Annotated in this window: 18 protein-coding genes; 8 read left to right on the top strand and 10 right to left on the bottom strand. The window is 38.0% G+C overall.

The window, feature by feature from the left end:
• Positions 1-40 precede the first annotated feature (40 nt).
• Both FVB32_RS06435 and FVB32_RS06440 read right to left on the bottom strand, forming a co-directional pair.
• Positions 41-1,012 carry a YheT family hydrolase gene (locus tag FVB32_RS06435; RefSeq protein ID WP_147742323.1) on the bottom strand — a complete coding sequence of 324 codons (972 nt, stop codon included), beginning with the start codon at positions 1,010-1,012 and terminating at the stop codon, positions 41-43.
• Complete coding sequence (locus tag FVB32_RS06440; RefSeq protein WP_147742325.1) at positions 1,012-2,013, bottom strand: bestrophin family protein; 1,002 nt, start codon at positions 2,011-2,013, stop codon at positions 1,012-1,014. Before FVB32_RS06440 ends, FVB32_RS06435 begins: the two co-directional genes overlap by 1 nt.
• 90 nt (positions 2,014-2,103) lie before the next feature.
• On the opposite strand from FVB32_RS06440, the gene FVB32_RS06445 reads away from it, so the two are divergent.
• Together FVB32_RS06445 and FVB32_RS06450 are read left to right on the top strand one after the other, a co-directional pair.
• Positions 2,104-2,379, top strand: a complete 276-nt coding sequence (locus tag FVB32_RS06445; RefSeq protein WP_147742327.1) for a UBP-type zinc finger domain-containing protein — start codon at positions 2,104-2,106, stop codon at positions 2,377-2,379.
• Between the two features lie 3 nt (positions 2,380-2,382).
• Positions 2,383-4,038: an FAD-dependent oxidoreductase gene (locus FVB32_RS06450; RefSeq protein WP_147742329.1), complete on the top strand. Its 1,656-nt coding sequence runs from the start codon at positions 2,383-2,385 to the stop codon at positions 4,036-4,038.
• 6 nt (positions 4,039-4,044) lie between these two features.
• Here FVB32_RS06450 and FVB32_RS06455 read toward each other — a convergent pair whose 3' ends face one another.
• On the bottom strand, positions 4,045-5,022 hold the full coding sequence (locus tag FVB32_RS06455) for an NAD(P)H-dependent flavin oxidoreductase (protein ID WP_147742331.1): 978 nt from the start codon (positions 5,020-5,022) through the stop codon (positions 4,045-4,047).
• A 117-nt stretch (positions 5,023-5,139) separates the two neighbouring features.
• On the opposite strand from FVB32_RS06455, the gene FVB32_RS06460 reads away from it, so the two are divergent.
• Positions 5,140-5,613: an acyl-CoA thioesterase gene (locus FVB32_RS06460; protein WP_147742333.1), complete on the top strand. Its 474-nt coding sequence runs from the start codon at positions 5,140-5,142 to the stop codon at positions 5,611-5,613.
• A gap of 17 nt (positions 5,614-5,630) precedes the next feature.
• Here FVB32_RS06460 and FVB32_RS06465 read toward each other — a convergent pair whose 3' ends face one another.
• From FVB32_RS06465 to FVB32_RS06490, 6 genes are all read right to left on the bottom strand, one after another.
• On the bottom strand, positions 5,631-6,287 hold the full coding sequence (locus FVB32_RS06465) for an SMI1/KNR4 family protein (RefSeq protein WP_147742335.1): 657 nt from the start codon (positions 6,285-6,287) through the stop codon (positions 5,631-5,633).
• Between the two features lie 530 nt (positions 6,288-6,817).
• A complete protein-coding gene (locus FVB32_RS06470) occupies positions 6,818-7,711 on the bottom strand; it encodes a DMT family transporter (RefSeq protein WP_147742337.1) in 894 nt (297 codons plus the stop codon).
• Complete coding sequence (locus FVB32_RS06475; RefSeq protein WP_147742339.1) at positions 7,708-8,061, bottom strand: arsenate reductase family protein; 354 nt, start codon at positions 8,059-8,061, stop codon at positions 7,708-7,710. Before FVB32_RS06475 ends, FVB32_RS06470 begins: the two co-directional genes overlap by 4 nt.
• A gap of 49 nt (positions 8,062-8,110) precedes the next feature.
• Positions 8,111-8,803 (bottom strand): aspartate/glutamate racemase family protein, encoded by a 693-nt coding sequence (locus FVB32_RS06480; protein ID WP_147742341.1) that lies wholly within the window; start codon positions 8,801-8,803, stop codon positions 8,111-8,113.
• Positions 8,804-9,007: 204 nt separating this feature from the next.
• The gene (locus FVB32_RS06485; RefSeq protein WP_147742343.1) at positions 9,008-9,310 is read right to left on the bottom strand and encodes an ArsR/SmtB family transcription factor; all 303 of its coding nucleotides are present in this window, start codon (positions 9,308-9,310) and stop codon (positions 9,008-9,010) included.
• Positions 9,311-9,424: 114 nt separating this feature from the next.
• Positions 9,425-10,168: a DUF3298 and DUF4163 domain-containing protein gene (locus FVB32_RS06490; protein ID WP_147742345.1), complete on the bottom strand. Its 744-nt coding sequence runs from the start codon at positions 10,166-10,168 to the stop codon at positions 9,425-9,427.
• Between the two features lie 86 nt (positions 10,169-10,254).
• On the opposite strand from FVB32_RS06490, the gene FVB32_RS06495 reads away from it, so the two are divergent.
• The 4 genes from FVB32_RS06495 (at position 10,255) to FVB32_RS06510 (ending at position 16,104) form a co-directional block, all read left to right on the top strand.
• A complete protein-coding gene (locus FVB32_RS06495) occupies positions 10,255-11,409 on the top strand; it encodes a cystathionine gamma-synthase (protein WP_147742347.1) in 1,155 nt (384 codons plus the stop codon).
• A 106-nt stretch (positions 11,410-11,515) separates the two neighbouring features.
• Positions 11,516-12,859, top strand: coding sequence for an NADP-specific glutamate dehydrogenase (gene gdhA / locus FVB32_RS06500; RefSeq protein WP_147742349.1), 1,344 nt, complete (start codon positions 11,516-11,518; stop codon positions 12,857-12,859).
• Between the two features lie 109 nt (positions 12,860-12,968).
• The gene (gene recO / locus FVB32_RS06505; protein ID WP_147742351.1) at positions 12,969-13,688 is read left to right on the top strand and encodes a DNA repair protein RecO; all 720 of its coding nucleotides are present in this window, start codon (positions 12,969-12,971) and stop codon (positions 13,686-13,688) included.
• Positions 13,672-16,104, top strand: coding sequence for a TonB-dependent receptor (locus tag FVB32_RS06510; RefSeq protein WP_147742353.1), 2,433 nt, complete (start codon positions 13,672-13,674; stop codon positions 16,102-16,104). The genes recO and FVB32_RS06510 overlap by 17 nt, the downstream gene beginning before the upstream one ends.
• A gap of 52 nt (positions 16,105-16,156) precedes the next feature.
• Here FVB32_RS06510 and FVB32_RS06515 read toward each other — a convergent pair whose 3' ends face one another.
• The gene (locus FVB32_RS06515) at positions 16,157-16,510 is read right to left on the bottom strand and encodes a YtxH domain-containing protein (protein ID WP_147742355.1); all 354 of its coding nucleotides are present in this window, start codon (positions 16,508-16,510) and stop codon (positions 16,157-16,159) included.
• Positions 16,511-16,690: 180 nt separating this feature from the next.
• On the opposite strand from FVB32_RS06515, the gene ileS reads away from it, so the two are divergent.
• On the top strand, positions 16,691-20,089 hold the full coding sequence (gene ileS / locus FVB32_RS06520) for an isoleucine--tRNA ligase (protein ID WP_147742356.1): 3,399 nt from the start codon (positions 16,691-16,693) through the stop codon (positions 20,087-20,089).
• Positions 20,090-20,091: the final 2 nt, after the last annotated feature.

Raw genomic sequence — 20,091 nt, forward strand, 5'->3', positions numbered from 1 at the left:
TATAGTCCACTTTGTGTTACATCTAACACTATGCTCAGCGTTATGGATTACTAGTATGGGAGACAAAAAAATCCAGAGCTCTTTTTTCTGTATACGTTGTGTTTTTATCTTCCCAAAAGCCTACATGACCTCCATACTTAGGAACTTCTAAAAACAGATTTGGACTGCTCTCTGCCTCTCTATATGGATAACATTCCTCTCCTAAAAAAGAGTCATCTTTCGCATTTATTAGTAGGCTTGGAATTACAATGTTTGGCAAAAATTGTAGTGAACTGCATTGGGTATAGTAGTCCAGTGCGTTTTTAAAACCATGAGCATTACTAGTATAAAAATCATCAAAATCCTTTAAAGTGATAATGGACTTAATGTCCTTATCTGAAACCAAATTGGGAAATAGACGCTGTTTTCCCCTTAGTTTGCTTATTAAATGTTTTTTAAATCGTTGGGCATACAAGATGTTCTTACGAGTGAGCAATTGGTCACAAGAACTATGTAAATTACAAGGAGCCGAAACAGCCACTGCTGCTTTTATCTCTTCAGGAATTGCATTTCCCTCCCCCAAATATTTAAGAACTAAATTGCCTCCTAGACTGAATCCTTTTAAAAAGATTTCTGAATACTTCTTGGTTTTTAAAACATGTTCAATAACAGCAATTAAATCCTCTGTGGCTCCTGAATGGTATGAACGAAATAAGATGTTGGATTCCCCACTGCAACCACGATAATTAACCGCACATGCATCAAAATCATTTTGAGTAAAGAGCTTGGCGCTTCCAGTGATATAAGGCCGTTGCGCATCTCCCTCTAGACCATGAAGTAAAATAACTAGTTTTTGGGCAGGCACCTGTGAAAAACTCCAGTCCAGATCTAAAAAATCCCCATCTGAGAGTTTTATTCTTTCTCTCTTTTGAACAAGCCCAGACACTTTTCTAATTAACCCAGCATAAATGGTGGCAAAATGCCCATTTCTAAAAAAGAAAGGAGGTTTGTAAGAGGAAGAAATTAGGGGCATTAATATAAGATATTGTGCTGTGGTTTTATTTTTTCAGGTAAGTTTTGCTCATCAAGCATATCCCTTAAATCAATTTCTATGGTCCTGCACAAAGCTGTCATGGGGACATCGTTAATACGACCCTCAAATGGGTCTTCACTATTGCTTCCAACCTTATCCATGGTAATAAACATCCATGAGATTAAAACTGAAAAGAAAATCATTAAGACGATATACCACCAGTTATGGCCAACTTGCAATTCTAACAATTGGGTTTCAAAAACATTAAGAAGTCCAAAAGGAAGTAGTAAGATAAAAATCCAAGTGAATAAAGTGCTGAAATGCGCATATTGTCTTGGGAAAGGTGTGTTTTTTATACGTTCACATTTTCCTTGAAGATTGTACATCTCCTCTAAATTACTATGAAAGACTTGCTTATCAAATTCTGTTATTTTTCTTTCTTGCAATAATTTTTTCAAGTGTAAACCTTGTTTTTTTATCAGGTGAGTTGCAACATTCTTTCTGTTTTCCAAACCGTCTACCTCTTCGGGTGACAAAAACATGTCCATCCCACTGCAAACAGGATTTCGCTCTCCATGTCTATCAAATAAACGTTCAACCGCTCTGTTTTCCTTAATAGAAAAACTTGTAGGTTGCCGTAACTGAATCCGTAGGGCATTAATCCATGCAATATGCCTGTAAATCAATGTAATTTGTGCATTTCTATCATCTTCAACAAAGCTCAATACATTATTTGCCCAAGTACGAGAATAGTTGACAATGCCGCCCCAAATTTTTCGTCCTTCCCAAAAACGGTCATAACTCTGGCTATTTTTAAAACCAATATAAAAGGCCACTGCTATACCGATAACGGACAGCGGTTGAAAAGGAATGTCTATATGTTTCCAATCTAGGGAATGGTATAGAAAAAAAATAATCCCAGCATAGAGGGTGAAAAAGATGAGGTTTTTCCAGGCATATCTTAGAATGATACCCCAACTAATATTTCTTTTAATGTACATGGTAGTTGATTAAGTACTAAAAATACTTAAATCTTTCATATTTGACCTTAGCTTAAAATTTGAAAGTAAAGTTTGTCGTATTTTTAAGATATGGGGCTACGTGTAAAAAAATGCGAACATCTTCAAGCTATTTCTAAAGTAAAAAAGGCAAGGGGATACAAATGTGAAGAATGTGTAAAAACAGGTGATACATGGGTGCATTTGCGCACCTGTCAAGAATGCGGAACAACTTTGTGTTGTGACAGCTCACCCAATAAGCATGCCAGTAAACATGCAAGTTCATATAACCATCCCGTAATTAGTTCCGCAGAACCCAACGAAAATTGGATGTGGTGTTACGTTCATGAATCAAGCGCTAAATATTAAAAAATGAAAGATCCCCGTTTTCCAGAACTTACCCAAAGGCAAATAACAATCTTAAAAGCGTACGGAGAAGTAGAAAGTCACCCATCAGAGGCAAAAATATTTACCCTTGGAGATTTACAGTATGATTTTTTTGTGGTTTTAGATGGTGAGGTTTCTATTGAGGATCCTTATAACGATAACGCGGTTATAGTAGTACATCAAAAGAATGAATTTACGGGGGATAGCGGTATGCTTTCTAACCGCGGGGCTCAATTTCATGCCATTACCAAAGGAGACACTAGTGTGCTCCGAATTACTCCAAAAAAATTAAAGGAAGCTATAGCAAGACATAGTGATATTAGTGATGTGTTGTTGAACGCTTTCCTACTAAGGCAAGAAACTGTGCTTACCGAGTTTACCGGTGGAATAAAGCTTGTAGGTTCCGGAAACTCAAAAGAAACGTATGTTATCCGAGATTTTATGGATAAAAATCATATCTGGTATAACTTTTTAGATGTTGATGTATCAGAATCTGCCCTTGAACTTTTAGAGAACTTTAATCTTTCTAAAGAAGATTTACCTTTTCTGATTAACAGTGATGCCAAGGTGTGTCCAAATCCCTCACTGGAGCAATTGGCACGTTACTCAGGTGTCTTGATGGATTTTGAAGATAAGGTCTTTGACCTTTTGGTCATAGGCGCTGGACCGGCAGGATTGGCAGGAAGTGTTTATGCCGCTTCAGAAGGGTTAAGTGTGGTTACTATTGATAGTAAAGCACCGGGTGGACAAGCAGGGAAGAGCTCAAAAATTGAAAATTATTTGGGGTTTCCTACGGGAATATCAGGAAGTGATTTGGCCAATAGGGCCTATGTACAGGCTCAGAAATTTGGATGTAATATTTCTATTCCACATAAAGCAGAAAAGATTGAGCATACCGGCAGTCATTTTATTCTTCATGCCACCAATGATAAAACCATAAAGACAAAAGCCATTATGGCTGCTACAGGAGCAAATTACCGCAGTTTGCCCATTGATAATATTGAAAAATATGAAGGTAGCGGAGTATATTATTCAGCAACTGGAATGAATGCATCAGCCTGTAAAAATGAGTTGGTAGGCGTAGTTGGTGGAGGAAATTCTGCAGGGCAGGCTGCACTATTTTTAGCAAACCATGCAAGGGAAGTACATGTAGTTTTACGAGGAGATAATCTAGGTGCAAAAATGAGTGATTATTTGGTGCAACGAATAGAGGCTGCAGAAAATATATTTGTACATCTAGATACACAGGTGACCGAGTTAACGGGTCAATACCATCTAGTGTCTTTGGTATTGGAAAATAAAGCAGGTGAAAAAACATCAAAGAACATTACTAACCTTTTCACTTTTATTGGCGCTAGACCTTGTACAGAATGGTTGCAAGGATTGGTTGCTACAGATGAGAAAGGATTTATATGCACGGGTCCCGGAATAAAACAAGAAGAATTACACAAGTGTTCTATTTATACTGGCAGAGAGCCACAATCTTTGGAAACCAGTATTCCTGGGTTTTTCGCCGTAGGCGATGTAAGAAAAGGCTCAGTAAAACGCGTTGCTTCAGCAGTAGGAGAAGGATCCATGTGCGTAAGCCAAGTTCATCAATTTTTGGCAGATTTAAAGAATACAACAGCTATAGAAGCTTAGCTTTTACTAGTCCTTGGGATAGGTTTCCAATAGTTTTGCTTGCTCCTCAATAGCTTCTTTAAATTCTGATTTTAAAGTTTCTACAAGTTCAGAAACAGGCATTACATTTTCAATGGTGGTTACCCCTTGGCCGGCAGACCAAATAGTTTTCCAAGCTTTAGCTTCGGTATCCAATTCTTTTCCGAAGTCAATTTTATGATCTTTTTTAAGATCTTCTTGGGTAATTCCAGCGGCTTGAAGACTTGGCGCCAAAAAGTTGGCATGTACTCCAGAAATAGCTGCTGTATAAACCACATCGCTTGCTCCTGCATCAATAATCATTTTTCGATATTCTTCTGGGGCTTTGCTTTCTTCCGAGTTTATAAAACGCGTTCCCATATAAGTTAAATCAGCACCCATTTGCATTGCGGAAGCTATATCCCTACCAGTGCTTATACAACCCGATAATAGTATGGTTTTCTTGAAGATTTTTTTTACTTCGGCAATTAAACTCATTGGATTTATGTTGCCAGCATGTCCTCCAGCTCCTGCAGCAACCAGAATAAGTCCATCAACGCCAGCTTCTGAAGCCTTTTCAGCATGTCTTTTTTTAATGATATCATGAAAAACCAAACCACCATAACTATGAATCGCATCTACAACTTGGCTTACAGCTCCCAATGAAGTAATGACCAACGGAACTTGATGTTTTACACAAAGCATGACATCAGCTTGTAATCTGGGGTTTGTAGGATGCACAATAAGATTGACTCCAAAAGGTGCAGGCTTTTTGCCAGTTTCTTCCTCAAATTGTTTTAACTCAGATTTTATTTGGACGAGCCATTCTTCAAATCCCTCACTAGTCCGTTGATTTAGGGCAGGGAATGTGCCCACGATACCATTTTTACAACATTCAATGACCAATTTTGGTCCAGAAATAAGAAACATGGGTGCCGCAACTGCGGGCAACGAAAGGTCTTTGATGAATTCAGCTTTTTGACTCATGGGAGTTGTGTTAAAGTATCTTTAAAAATAAGGTTATTTATGGTGTCTGATTGGAATCAGTTTTCAAAACTATGGTAATTTTACAATTATTATGCATGCATAACAAAATAACTGACTATGTTTTTTAAAGAATTTGAGATTCGCTGGAGCGATTTGGATGCCAATCGTCATTTGGCCAACTCGGCTTATATCAATTTTATGAGCCATACCCGAATGGCCTACCTCGGGCAATTAGGGTTTAACCAAAAATCTATGGCGCAGTACAATATTGGGCCTGTGGTCTTTTATGAACATATGTATTATTTTAAAGAAGTTTTCCCAGGAAAACCGGTAAAAGTATCACTTGGTTTTGAAGGGATGAGCGAAGATGGAATGTTCTTTGAATTTCAGCATGACTTTTACGATGCCAATGGAAAAAACTTTGCCCGTTGTGAAATGATGGGGGCATGGATGGATTTAAAAGAACGTAGTTTGACCGCTTTGCCACAAGTTTTCTTGGATGCATTTGGTAAAATGGAAAAGGCCGAAGATTTTAAAACTTTGACCAAGGCAGACACACGGAAGTTTTTTAAGGTTCCGGAAGATTTGTAAAACTCTTATTCTGCATTTTATTTATAACCAAACCAACTAGGCGAATTTGAAATGAGTTTCCCCGAGATGACCTCGTCCAACCATCGTTCGTACCAATCCAGGAAGGTTTTTTCATAGGTAAATTTTGGCGCCTCATCAGCCGACATCTCAAGATTTACCACTTTACCTTTGTAGGGTCCGTTTAGAATCAAGCCGTGCAGATAGGTGCACCCCTGGAATCCAATGGGAAGAACCCCGCTATAGATTCTTCCAATGGTTGCATAATAATCCTCATTAGATGTATTGTCACAATGGAGGACAGCAGTGATATTGTCCCAATAATCGTCTGCGATATTTGGTTTTAGAACACAGGATTCTTTGAGGTATTTCTCTGGATTACCATAAATTAAATCACCCACATTTTTTCCAAAAGGATAGATACCATAAAAGGGGCCTGCTCCTGAATTTTGATAGGAAGGTCCGCCATTACCAATATTCAGAATAAATGACCTATAGCATTCAGGTAGTTGAATGCCATATCTTTTTTCAAAAGCTTCAACTTCATTAATGTTGGCAGGTGGATTAATTTCATACTTATGGCTGCTTGCGCCAAACACTTTAAAGTCCACATCAGCTTGTTTAGCCTGAATCAGTTTTTGTTTGATACTGTGAATTTGTTCGGTGTAATCATTCATTCTTTATTGTATGAGAAGGTTTAATGGATCACATTTAATCCTGGTTTTTTCTGTGATCGACGCGCTTGATTTTCCCCCAGGATACTCTTTTAATGGTAAAAGCGTAGATAAAGTAACCTATCAAACACAACCTAAAAGTGGTGGAGGCTAGTTCATAGGCCGATAGTTTGGGTTGGTTCAAATGCAATAAAAGGCCTAATGACCCATCGAGTTCATATAGGTTATCGATTTGTTTTACTTTCCAAGATTGTGGAAGCACAGAGGATAATTTATCACTTAAAAAATGAAAACAAAAATAGATACCTCCCAAACCCAATAATGGGTTGAATATGTGTGCTTTGAACAATACTTTTATTAGCCAAAGAAACCCTGCAAATACAACTATACCAGAAGTAATACCAAAGAAAACCATACCTAAACTTAATAAGTGAATTTTAAAGGTATTTGATTGATCTCCAGCTTTGATAGATCAATTGATGGATGGCACAAATAAGTTTATTAATGTGAGCAGGACAAATTGATAAAACTTACTATGGGCTTGGTTTTGGCTTCTTACTTGCCAAATAAACTCCAAAAAGAACCAAAGCGGTAGCCAAGATCTTTATCATAGTAAGATGATCTTTACCTGAAAAAAGCGCAACTAAAATTCCCAACAATGGCTGTAGATAAATAAAAGCGCCCACAGTAGAGGCTTTCAGCTCGGTTAGGGCAAACACATTAAAGAGATAGGTCAAAAAAGTGGTCCCAATGACCACAAATGCAATAGAGCCATATACCCAGAGAGGCATGGTAGACCATTTAATTTCCAAAGCCTCTGGCAAAGTAATGGGAAGATTAATTAGTATGGCTATAGTAAACATCCATTTCATTAAGGTAAAAGGATGGTATTTTTCAATCAATTTTTTCACTACAATAAGATAGCCTCCGTATGCGATTCCGTTTACAATGAATAAAAAGTTCCCGAGAGGTATATTGGGGGCATCTTGACGTATTTCGGCCCCAAACGATATCAAAGCAGTTGCTCCAACAAAACCTAAAAGAATTCCAAGCCCTTTGTTCAGGGTGATTTTTTCACTTAGAAAGAAAGCGGAAAGCACCACCACAAAGATTGGGGTAATGGTGATTAATACCGAGCTATTAATTGGGGTTGACAACTGCAAACCCTTAAAAAAGGCAAGCATATTGATTACCATTCCCAGAATGGTGCATACCAAAACCCGTCCCCAATCTTTTTTTTCTATTTTCTCTTTGGGTCCAAAAAAGGAAATAACCCAAAATAGAATGGCCGCACCTACCACGCGCAACATTATAAACCCAAAGGGTTTAACATGGGTGGGCATAACGCCTTTGGCAACCGTATGATTTATAGCATAAATAGTTGTAGCACCAAGGGCGGCAAGAATGGCAAGTGTTCTTTTACTCATGGATGTAATGCCTCCTTGGCCGCTTGTACAACTTTTTTAGCATTCCCAACAAAAATCTGATCATTTAATAAAAGAACAGGTCTTTTCAGAAATGTATAATGTTCTAAAATTAGATTTTTGTAATCGGTTTCAGAAAGTTGTTGTTCATGTAGGCCCTTTTGCCGAAACAGCATAGCTCTTTTGCTGAACAATGCTTCAAAGCTTCCGGACTTCTCCTTCATTTCCTCTAACTGCTGCACTGTAATGGGTTCCGTTTTTATTTCTTGTAAGGTAACTCCATCCAATGGTTCCAATTCTTTTAAAATTCGTTGGCAGGTGGAACAACTGCCCAAATGATACATTTTTTTCATGCTGAAAATTATAAGGTCATAAGGAATGTCAAAATTCGTTCATTTGAAATTAAGAAGTAGCAAAGTCCACGGCTTTTTGTGCATGAATTTTGGTGGTGTCAAAAGAAGGAAGACCAACTTCATCGGACGGGATTAGCATTGGCAGTTCTGTGCATCCTAAAATTACTCCTTGGGCACCTTGGGTTTTAAGCTTTTTAATGATTTCCAAACAACGATTCTTGGATTCAATTGTGAAAATACCTTTTACCAATTCATTGTAAATTATAGATTGAAGTACATCCATATCATCAGTATTGGGGACCAAAATTTCTAAGCCGAATTCGTCCTGAAGTATTTTGGTATAAAAGTCTTTTTCCATTGTGAATCTGGTCCCCAATAGAGCCACTTTTTGCAATCCACTTTTTGCAATAGCTTCACCGGTAGCATGGGCAATGTGTAAAAAAGGGATATCAACAGCATTGGTAATGTCTTTACTAACCAGGTGTATGGTATTGGTGCAAAGTATTGCAAAATCAGCACCGGCTTTTTCCAGTTTTTCCGCATGAAGGGCCATGATCTCTCCCACTTTGTCCCAATCACCAGAAAATGAGAAACGTTCAATTTCCTCAAAATCTACTGATGTTAAAATACTCTTTGCGGAGTGGGAGCCTCCTAGCTTTTCTTTAATCATCTCATTAATATGCTGATAATATATTTTGGAAGATTCCCAGCTCATTCCCCCTATTAGACCTATTGTTTTCATTCTTAGTGATGATTTTATTTAGTTTTTGATAAATATTCCGCTCCCTCAATTTTAAAAGAACTTAGAAATTTTACAATTCTTTTTAAAAGGGTGTCATTCAAATTTTCATGCGTTAAGTGCTTATTAACGGTGCTGCAATCTAGAGAGTTTTCCATGGTTGTCAAATTTATATTTCGCTAAATCTCGATTTGATATATTAAAAAATTATAGATCTGTTTTTAATGCTGCAATGTATGCTGCTATTACTTCCTCATTCCGTCTGTAATAAGTCCATTTTCCATGACGGGTGGGTATAACCAAACTTGCATTTTGCATAGAGTTTAAATAAGTGGAAATAGTGGACTGTGATAATCCCGTTTTATCTTGAATAAAACCTACGCAAACCCCATCATCAAAATGATCTATATCTTGGTGAGGAGGAAAATTTCGCTCAGGGTCCTTTAACCATTTTAAAATATTAACCCTAGTTTGATTTGCTAATACTTTGCTTATTTCAACAATATCCATAGGCCAAAGATAAATCAAATATTTACATATCTATAATTATAGATATGTTTTAACGTAATTTTAAAACATGTATTAAAAATGGAAAGCTATTCAATATTTTAATATGGGAAAGCGCTAAGATTTTACTTTCCGTTTTAAGTATTTATTTATTTCATTATAAGGAATGGTTAATATGATGGGGCCGTCAGCATAGGATGCCACTTCATACTGGTTGTACACCAATTGAACCCCATCTTTAGTATAGCCTATGTTCTCTGCTAAATGAAAAGTATCACGTTCAAACATAAATCCGGTAGCATTAATGTTTTTATCTTGGGGGATGTCTTCTTGAATTCGGAATTTGGCTTCCGTAAAACTTTGAAAGCTTTCTAAATCATCAAAAAGCTCCCAATTTTCCAACTCAATTCCCTTTAGTTTATCAAAATTGAGAAAAGTAGTTGAGCCATACCCATGTGCGCCTCCGGTAAAAGTGTATGCATTTAAGACCAAGGTAAGGATGGTATCATCTTCATATATTATATCTGCATCAACTTTTGCCTCCCAGCCGATGGTCTCTTCCGGGAATTTGGCTTTTAAAGCTTTATAGCTGTTATGAAAAGATGCAATGGCATCCTCAATTTTAGCAATGTCCTCTGTTTCATCAAAGGACAATAAGGATATAATTTCCTCTTCCAAAGCACCATTAATGGCTCGGGACACAGCAATGTCCTCTAAAGCTTTTGGAATATTTATTTTGATCTCTGGACATGTTTTGCAAGATTCCCCTGTCAACTGTAATGGCTCAAAAGTAAGTTTACCATCATTTTCGCAACCAAGGGAGAGCAATAAAAATAAGAGTAGGTAAAAAGACTTTTTCATAAAGTGGGGTTTTAGGGAGTTCAAAAATAAGACAACATTGATTACTCCAAAAGATAACAATACATTTGTACGCAGATTTATACAAAATGAGCAAAAAAGACTTAAAATTCAACAGCAAAACCATTCACGGAGGCCAGCATCCAGATAAAGCGTATGGCGCAGTAATGCCTCCTATTTATCAAACTTCAACCTATGCCCAAACTACCCCGGGGGGGCACCAAGGGTTTGAATATTCACGGAGTGCCAACCCAACGAGAACGGCATTGGAGAATGCTTTGGCTAGCATTGAAAATGGGGTTTATGGACTTGCCTTTGCCAGTGGTTTGTCCGCAATGGATGCGGTAATAAAATTGTTGAATCCAGGTGATGAGGTAGTTTCTACCAACGATTTATACGGAGGCAGCTACCGTTTGTTCAAACAGATTTTTGAAAAATATGGAATTACCTTCCATTTTGTTGGGATGCAAAGCATTGATGCGATTGCGGAAAAAATCAATAACAACACAAAGCTGATTTGGGTTGAAACACCAACCAATCCAATGATGAATGTTATCGATGTAAAAGCGGTGTCAAGTTTGGCCAAAAAGCACAATTTACTTTTGGCGGTGGATAATACGTTTGCCACACCATATTTGCAACGGCCTTTGGATCTTGGGGCAGATATTGTAATGCATTCAGCTACCAAATACTTGGGAGGACACAGTGATGTTGTCGTAGGGGCTCTGGTTGTAAAGGATAAAGAATTGGCGGACAAGTTGTATTTTATTCAAAATGCTAGTGGTGCTGTTTGTGGACCTATGGACAGTTTTTTAACATTGAGGGGAATAAAAACACTTCATGTGCGCATGCAAAGGCACTGTGAAAATGGAAAAGCTATTGCTGAATATTTGGTGAATCACCCAAAAATTGAAAAAGTATATTGGCCAGGATTCGAAACACATCCTAATCATGATGTTGCCAAAAACCAAATGGATGACTTTGGCGGTATGATTTCTTTTATTACCAAGGGCAGCAATTATGATGAGGCCATTAAGATTGTAGAAAGATTGCAAGTTTTCACCCTAGCTGAATCCTTGGGAGGGGTAGAAAGTTTGGCGGGGCATCCTGCAAGTATGACACATGCCAGTATTCCGAAGGAAGAACGTGAAAAAAGTGGTGTAGTAGATGCATTAATTCGCCTTAGTGTGGGTATAGAAGATGCGGATGATTTAATAGCAGATTTAGAACAAGCCATAGGATAATCATCTTTGCAAAATTTTTAAAAAAAGCCTATTTAAATTATGTAAATAGTATAATTTTGCCGCTAAATTCCTAATTCATTAAAAACAACGAATACTAATCCGTTTTATGGAAGCAAAAATCAAAGCATTTATGGATGAGGTGAAGACCAGAAATGGTCACGAACCAGAATTCATCCAAGCGGTACAGGAGGTAGCAGAGACTGTTATCCCGTATATTGTGAAGCATGATATCTATCATGGAAAAAATATCCTTTTAAGAATGGTTGAGCCAGAGCGATTGATTTCTTTTCGTGTGGCTTGGGTAGATGATGATGGAGATATTCATGTAAACCGAGGATATCGGGTTCAAATGAATTCTGCTATAGGACCATATAAAGGAGGCCTTAGGTTTCATCCAACGGTAAATGCCAGTGTTCTAAAATTCTTGGCCTTTGAACAAGTTTTTAAGAATAGTTTGACGACCCTGCCCATGGGCGGTGGTAAAGGAGGTTCAGATTTTGACCCTAAAGGAAAGTCGGATGATGAGGTCATGCGTTTTTGCCATGCCTTTATGTTGGAATTGAACAGACATATTGGTCCAAATACAGATGTTCCAGCCGGCGACATTGGTGTAGGAGCACGTGAAATCGGATTCCTTTTCGGAATGTACAAAAAGATACGAAACGAGTTTACAGGAGTATTGACCGGAAAAGGTCGTTCTTGGGGTGGGTCATTGATCCGTCCAGAAGCTACTGGATATGGAACTGTTTATTTTGCTGACAGTATGCTAAAAGGAAAAGGAGATTCTTTTAAAGGTAAAAATGTTGTGATTTCTGGTTCTGGAAATGTAGCACAGTATGCAGCAGAGAAGGTTTTACAGCTTGGAGGCAAAGTCCTCACATTATCAGATTCAGGAGGTTATATCTATGATAAAGATGGTATAGATGCTGATAAACTTGCTTTTGTAATGGATTTGAAAAATAACAGAAGGGGAAGAATATCAGAATATACAGATAAATACGCATCTGCAGAGTTCCATAAAAGAAAGACACCATGGGAAGTTACATGTGATGTGGCCTTACCCTGTGCAACGCAGAACGAATTGAATGGAGACGACGCTGTTGTTTTGATAAAAAATGGATGTGTTGCCGTTGCAGAAGGCGCTAATATGCCTTCTACGCCAGAAGCAATACATGCTTTCCATGAAGCAAAAATCTTGTTTGCTCCGGGGAAAGCGTCAAATGCTGGAGGAGTTGCTACTTCCGGATTGGAGATGTCTCAAAACTCACTTCGCATCAGCTGGACACGTGAAGAAGTTGATGACAGACTAAAAGGAATTATGGAGGATATTCATGATTCTTGTATCGAATATGGAAAAGAAGCAGATGGATATTGCAACTACGTAAAAGGAGCCAATATCGCAGGATTTGTAAAAGTAGCCGATGCTATGTTAGCTCAGGGAGTTATTTAGGTAACTAACTTAGAATTACAATATAAGTGGGCGGTTGAATTACAATCGCCCACTTTTTTTATCTTCAAGGCTTAGGTAAATTATATCAAAACCATTAGTAACAATCAAAATGCAAGTAAACACCAAGGCAATAGTACTTTCTTCCTTAAAATATGGAGATACTAGTCTTATTGTAAAAGCATTTACTGCATCGGATGGGTTAAAATCGTACCTGCTAAAGGGGGTGCTAACTTCTAAAAAGGGGAAATTAAAAGCAGCTTATTTTCTTCCGTTAATGCAGTTGGAACTAGTGGCCACCCATAAAAATAAAGGCACTTTAGAAAGTATTAGGGAAGCAAAAGTGAGTGTCCCATATAAGAGTTTGCATACAGATATTGTAAAAAATAGTATGGTTCTTTTTTTGGCTGAAATGTTGAGCAATAGCATTCAGGAACAAGAGCAGAATAAAGGGCTGTTCAACTATTTGGAATATGCTCTATATTGGTTGGATGCACATGACTCCATTTCCAATTTCCATCTTTTGTTTTTACTTAATCTCACAAAATATTTAGGGTTTTATCCTGATACCTCATTTCACAATGGAAATTATTTCGACTTGGTAGAAGGAAGTTTTTGCACAACCCCTAGTCTCAATCCACTCATTCAAGGTGAAAATTTAACTAGCTTCAAACGTATGTTGGGCATAAATTTTGATGCACTTCAGACGATACAAATAAACAAGCCCCGGAGACAAGAACTTTTAAAAATGGTTATTCTGTATTTTGAATTACATTTGCAGGGATTCAGAAAGCCCAAGTCCTTAGCGGTTTTAAATGCAGTATTTGAGTAGTATGCGCAGCACAGGTTTCACCTTCCTTTTTTTTCTGATTTCCTTTTCTGTTTTTAGCCAAGAGATTACGGTTCTGGACGAGGATACAGGAAATGCTATAGCCAATATTGCCATTTACAATAGGGATAAATCCAAAACCACAGTGTCTGATTTTAATGGAGCATGTGATTTAAGTCTTTTCTCCAGAAATGAGCGAATTACGTTCAGGCATATTAGTTATGAAGTATTCAATACCACCAAAGCCCAAATAAGCAAAAAAGGAAATCGGGTGTATCTGAGCTTAAAGTTGGAAGAATTACAAGAAGTGGTGATGTCCGTTTCTAAATGGGAACAGCAAAAAAAAGATATTCCACAAAAGATTGAATCCATAGATGCGCGAACAATCTCGTTTACCAATCCCCAAACTTCGGCTGACTTACTACAAAATAGCGGAAAAGTTTTTGTGCAGAAAAGTCAACTAGGAGGAGGAAGTCCCATGATACGGGGTTTTGCCACCAATAGGCTATTGCTATCAGTAGATGGGGTACGCATGAACAATGCTATTTTTAGAGGGGGAAATATTCAAAATGTAATTTCTGTAGACCCTTTCACCATAAAAAACACAGAGGTCATATTTGGACCAGGATCCGTTATTTATGGTAGTGATGCCATTGGTGGGGTAATGAATTTTTTTACACAGAAACCTAGGTTCTCTTTTACGGACAGCCTTACTTTTTCTGGTAATGCAAATTATAGGTTTGCATCGGCAAATAATGAAAACACCACTCATGTAGATTTTAATCTAGGGCAGCAAAAATGGGCATCTTATACCAGTTTTACCTATAATAAATTTGATGATTTGGTGATGGGAGAACATGGACCCGAGGAGTACTTACGAAACAATTTTGTGGTCAGGGAAAATGGAAACGATCTCTTAGTAACGAACAACGACCCTAGAAAACAAGTTACTTCAGGATATGATCAAATCAATTTTCTTCAGAAGTTTACATATAAACCCAACAGTACCTGGAACTATGATCTAGGGTTGTATTATTCAGAAACTTCAGATTTTTCAAGATACGATAGATTGATTCGGCCCAATAGTGCGGGAGACGGATTACGTTCTGCAGAATGGTTGTACGGTCCTCAAAAATGGTTTATGGGAAATTTTCAATTGACCAAAAAAGGAAAGAACAAGTTTTATGATGGCGTTAAGTTAACCACCGCCTATCAGCATTTTGAAGAAAGTAGAATCAACAGGGATTTTCAAGAAGTTGACCGGTTCACCACAAAAGATAAAGTAGATGCCCTGTCAATCAACCTAGATTTTGAGAATAAAAAGATAGGGGATTTACGATTGTACTATGGTGCGGAGTATATTTTCAATAAGGTAAATTCAGAAGGGAGTCAAGAAAATATTGAAACCAATGTAGTTTCTGGAGCAGCATCTCGGTATCCAGATGGAGCCACTTGGCAAACGTTTGCAGGGTATATCAGTGGCGAATACAAACTAAAACCCAATTTCACCTTGCTATCCGGAGCACGTTATAGCCAAGTCTGGGTAGATGCACAATTTGATACAACATTTTTTCCTTTCCCCTTCGATGAAGCTGATTTAATTACTGGAGCCTTTACAGGAAGTGTAGGCTTTAGTTGGTTTCCAAAAGCAGATTTACAAGTCACATTAAATGGCTCAACAGGATTTAGAGCACCAAATATTGATGATATTGGAAAAGTATTTGACTCAGAGCCTGGCTCTGTGGTTGTGCCAAACCCAGATTTAGAACCAGAGTATGCATACAATGCGGAAATGGGAGTTCGAAAGAATTTTAAAGATAAAGTGGTTTTAAAAGGAGCCGCTTTTTATAGCTATTTGGTGGATGCTTTGGTAAGAAGGGATTTTGAGTTTAATGGGGAGACAGAAATTTTGTATAATGGTGAATTAAGTAATGTACAGGCCATTCAAAATGCAGCAAAGGCTTATGTGTACGGTTTTGAATTTGGTCTTGAAGCCTTTTTGAATGAGAACTGGTCAATTACCTCAAATTTAACCCTTACAGAGGGGACTGAGGAAGATGATAACGGAACAGACTCCCCAGCAAGACATGTTGCCCCAACTTTTGGGGATGTTCATTTAATCTGGCAAAATCAAAAATTGAAAACAGATTTATTTTTGAATTACAATGGTGAAATTAGCTTTGATGATTTGGCACTGTCCGAAAGAAATAAGGAATTTATTTATGCAGTCGATGGTGATGGCAACCCATTTTCACCTTCCTGGTATACTTTGAACTTTAGATCACGATATCAAATTTCAAATGCACTCAAAACCACCGTAAGCCTAGAAAACATTACTAATCAACGCTATAGAACCTATTCTTCAGGTATTGCTGCCCCTGGGATTAACCTTATTTTAGGATTGGGGTATACATTTTAAAAACAAAAAAGCCTGGAATTTTCCAGGCTTTTCTTAATCCATAGAAATTAGATTAATGATCTAATTTATCTTTTGCGTCCTCTGCAACCTTTTTAAGATCATCAGCGGTTTCTTTAGCAGCATCTTTTGCATCTTCACCCATTTCTTTGGCTTTGTCCATGGTCTCTTCACCGGCTTTTTTAATACTGTCCAATGCCTGGCTTCCTGCCTCTTTCATTTCCTCACCGGCTTCTTCCATAGCCTCTTTGGCCTCTTCTGCTGCCTCTTTTAGTTCATCACCAGCTTCTTCAAGGGAATCTGCCGCTTCTTCAGTTGCCTCTTTGGCCTTGTCTGCGGCTTCTTTGCATGACATCATTGTAGATATCGACAAAGACAATGCAATTACTGTAATTACTACTTTTTTCATATAAAATGGTTTAGTGTTAATTCGGTTAAGGTATGGATTTTAGAAGGAATGAGGATTCAAGAGGTATCATATTTAGGTTAAGCAGGTTAAGGAAATTCAAATACATGATTTGTAAGGCAATAATTCCAGCTAAATTTTTAATTTTGCAAACTTGGAATTCTAGAAGAAGTAGGAGAAAATATGAAGTTTGCGGAATATAAAGGATTGAATTTACCCAAAGTATCAGAAGAAGTTTTGAACTTTTGGAAGGACAATCAAATTTTTGAAAAAAGTGTTTCCACCAGAGCGGGGAAAGAAAGCTACGTGTTTTACGAAGGGCCACCTTCTGCAAACGGAATGCCTGGAATTCACCATGTAATGGCACGTACCATCAAGGATATCTTTCCCAGGTATAAAACCATGAAAGGGTATCAAGTAAAGCGGAAAGCAGGATGGGATACCCACGGTTTGCCCATTGAGATCGGTGTGGAGAAAGAGCTTGGCATTACCAAAGAGGATATAGGCAAAAAGATTTCGGTTGAAGAATATAATGCAGCCTGTAAAAAAGCGGTCATGCGTTATACAGATGTCTGGAATGAGATGACCGAAAAAATTGGTTATTGGGTAGATATGGATGATCCATATGTCACCTACAAATCAAAATATATGGAGTCTGTTTGGTGGTTGTTAAAGCAGATTTATGATAAAGGTCTTATCTATAAAGGATATACCATTCAACCGTATTCGCCAAAGGCGGGAACGGGATTAAGTTCCCATGAGTTGAATCAACCTGGAACGTATCAGGATGTAACGGATACCACGGTAACGGCACAATTTAAGGCTGTTGAAAACACATTGCCTGAGTTCTTAAAAAAGTTTGACCATTTGCATTTATTGGCTTGGACGACTACTCCATGGACCTTACCGTCCAATACTGCATTAACTGTTGGTGCTAAAATTGATTATGTAGTAGTTGCCACTTACAATCAATATACTTTTCAACCAACCCATGTTATCCTTGCTAAAAATTTAGTAGGGAAACAATTTGGAGGAAAGTTTGAACAAACGGATGATGTTTCAGTGCTTTCCAGTTTTTCTAAAGAAAATAAGAAGATACCGTTCTTAATTGCCACGGAATGTAAAGGAGAGGAATTACTGGGAATTCAATACGAGCAATTGCTTCCATATGCCCAGCCCTATCAAAATCCAGAAAACGCTTTTCGAGTTATTTCAGGGGATTTTGTAACTACCGAAGATGGTACAGGAATTGTACATACCGCGCCCACCTTTGGTGCGGATGATGCCTTGGTGGCAAAACAAGCAAAACCTGAAGTGCCACCGATGTTGGTGTTGGATGAAAACAACAATCCAGTCCCTTTGGTCGATTTGCAAGGAAGGTTTAGACCAGAACTTGGGGAGTTTGCCGGCAAGTATGTGAAGAACGAATACTATGCAGATGATGCGGTTCCAGAGAAGTCTGTTGATGTTGAAATTGCCATCAAACTAAAAGAAGAGAATAAAGCCTTTAAGGTAGAGAAGTACGTACACAGTTACCCAAATTGCTGGCGTACGGACAAGCCGATTTTATACTATCCGTTGGATTCTTGGTTCATTAAGGTTACGGATGTTAAAGACCGTATGTTCGAGTTAAACCAAAGTATCAACTGGAAGCCAAAAGCTACCGGTGAGGGTCGATTTGGAAACTGGTTGGCCAATGCCAACGACTGGAACCTTTCCCGTTCCCGTTACTGGGGAATTCCACTCCCCATTTGGCGCACCGAAGATGGGAAAGAAGAGCTGATGATTGGATCCGTAGCGGAATTGAAATCCGAAATGGGTAAAGCTGTTGAAGCAGGAGTTCTTGAAAAAGACCTTTTTGAGGATTTTGTGGTAGGCGACAATGACGAGGGGAACTATGACAAAATCGATTTGCATAAAAATATTGTGGATCAGATTACTTTGGTATCCCCATCAGGAAAACCCATGAAAAGGGAATCTGATTTAATTGATGTTTGGTTTGATAGTGGGTCCATGCCCTATGCACAATGGCATTACCCGTTTGAAAATAAAGAGCTAATCGATGGCGGTGTTGCATTCCCAGCAAACTTTATTGCGGAAGGAGTGGACCAAACAAGAGGATGGTTCTATACTTTGCATGCCATTGCCACTATGGTTTTCGATACCGTTTCCTATAAAAATGTAGTTTCAAATGGGTTGGTATTGGACAAGGACGGAAAGAAAATGTCCAAGCGTTTAGGGAATGCTGTTGATCCATTTAAAGTGCTTCCAGAACATGGGGCAGATGCCACACGTTGGTATATGATTTCCAATGCAAACCCATGGGACAATTTAAAATTTGATTTGGATGGGATTGTTGAAGTAAAACGGAAATTTTTCGGCACACTTTATAACACCTATTCTTTTATGGCATTATATGCCAATATTGATGGGTTTGATTATTCAGAGGCAGATATTCCATTAAGTGAGCGACCAGAAATTGACCAATGGATTTTATCTGAACTACATTCACTTATTCAAAAAGTGGATGAGGCATACAATGATTATGAGGCGACCAAAGCAGCTCGAATGATTTCTGATTATGTGCAGGAAAATTTAAGCAACTGGTATGTGAGATTATGCCGAAGACGTTTCTGGAAAGGAGATTATCAACAAGATAAGATCTCTGCATATCAAACCTTGTATACCTGTTTGTTAACCGTAGCCAAGCTATCAGCCCCAATAGCACCCTTCTTCATGGATCGGTTGTATAAGGATTTGGATGCAACTACCAAAAAGGACGGTTTTGAAAGTGTTCATTTATCAGGTTTTCCAGTTTCTGACCAAGGGATGATCAACAAAAAACTGGAACGTAAAATGCAATTGGCACAAAAAGTTTCTTCCTTGGTATTGTCCATTCGTCAAAAGGAAAAGATCAAGGTACGTCAGCCACTGCAAAAAATAATGATTCCTATTTTGGATGATGAACAGAAAGCAGATATTGAAGCGGTTTCAGATTTAATAAAATCCGAGGTAAACGTAAAAGAAATTGAATTGCTTGATGATGCTTCCGGAATTTTGGTGAAACAAATCAAACCTAATTTCAAGGTTTTAGGGCCTAGATTTGGGAAGGATATGAAGGCTATTGCTGGCGCGGTGAACTTGTTGAATCAAGATGATATCCAAAAAATTGAACGAGAAGGCGAATTAATGCTTGCTTTGGAAAATAAAAGTATTATTTTACAGTTAACTGATGTGGACATCAGCTCCCAAGATATTGAAGGGTGGTTGGTAGCAAGTTCTGGCTCATTAACGGTCGCTTTAGATGTAACCATTGATGAAAACCTTAGAAAAGAGGGCATTGCAAGAGAACTGGTGAATAGAATCCAAAACCTTAGAAAGGAATCTGGATTTGAAGTCACCGATAGAATTGACATTAAAATATTGAAAGACGGTTTTGTGGAAAGTGCGGTTTCCAGTAATGAAGATTACATTAAAACAGAAACTTTGACTGCAGAACTGAATTTTGAAGAAAAATTAGATGAAGGTATAGCGATTGCCTTTGATGAAGTAAATACAAAATTGTTTATCCAAAAACATTAGAA

Origin of the sequence: Flagellimonas hymeniacidonis, assembly GCF_008040165.1 — a bacterium.
GTDB lineage: Bacteria > Bacteroidota > Bacteroidia > Flavobacteriales > Flavobacteriaceae > Flagellimonas > Flagellimonas hymeniacidonis.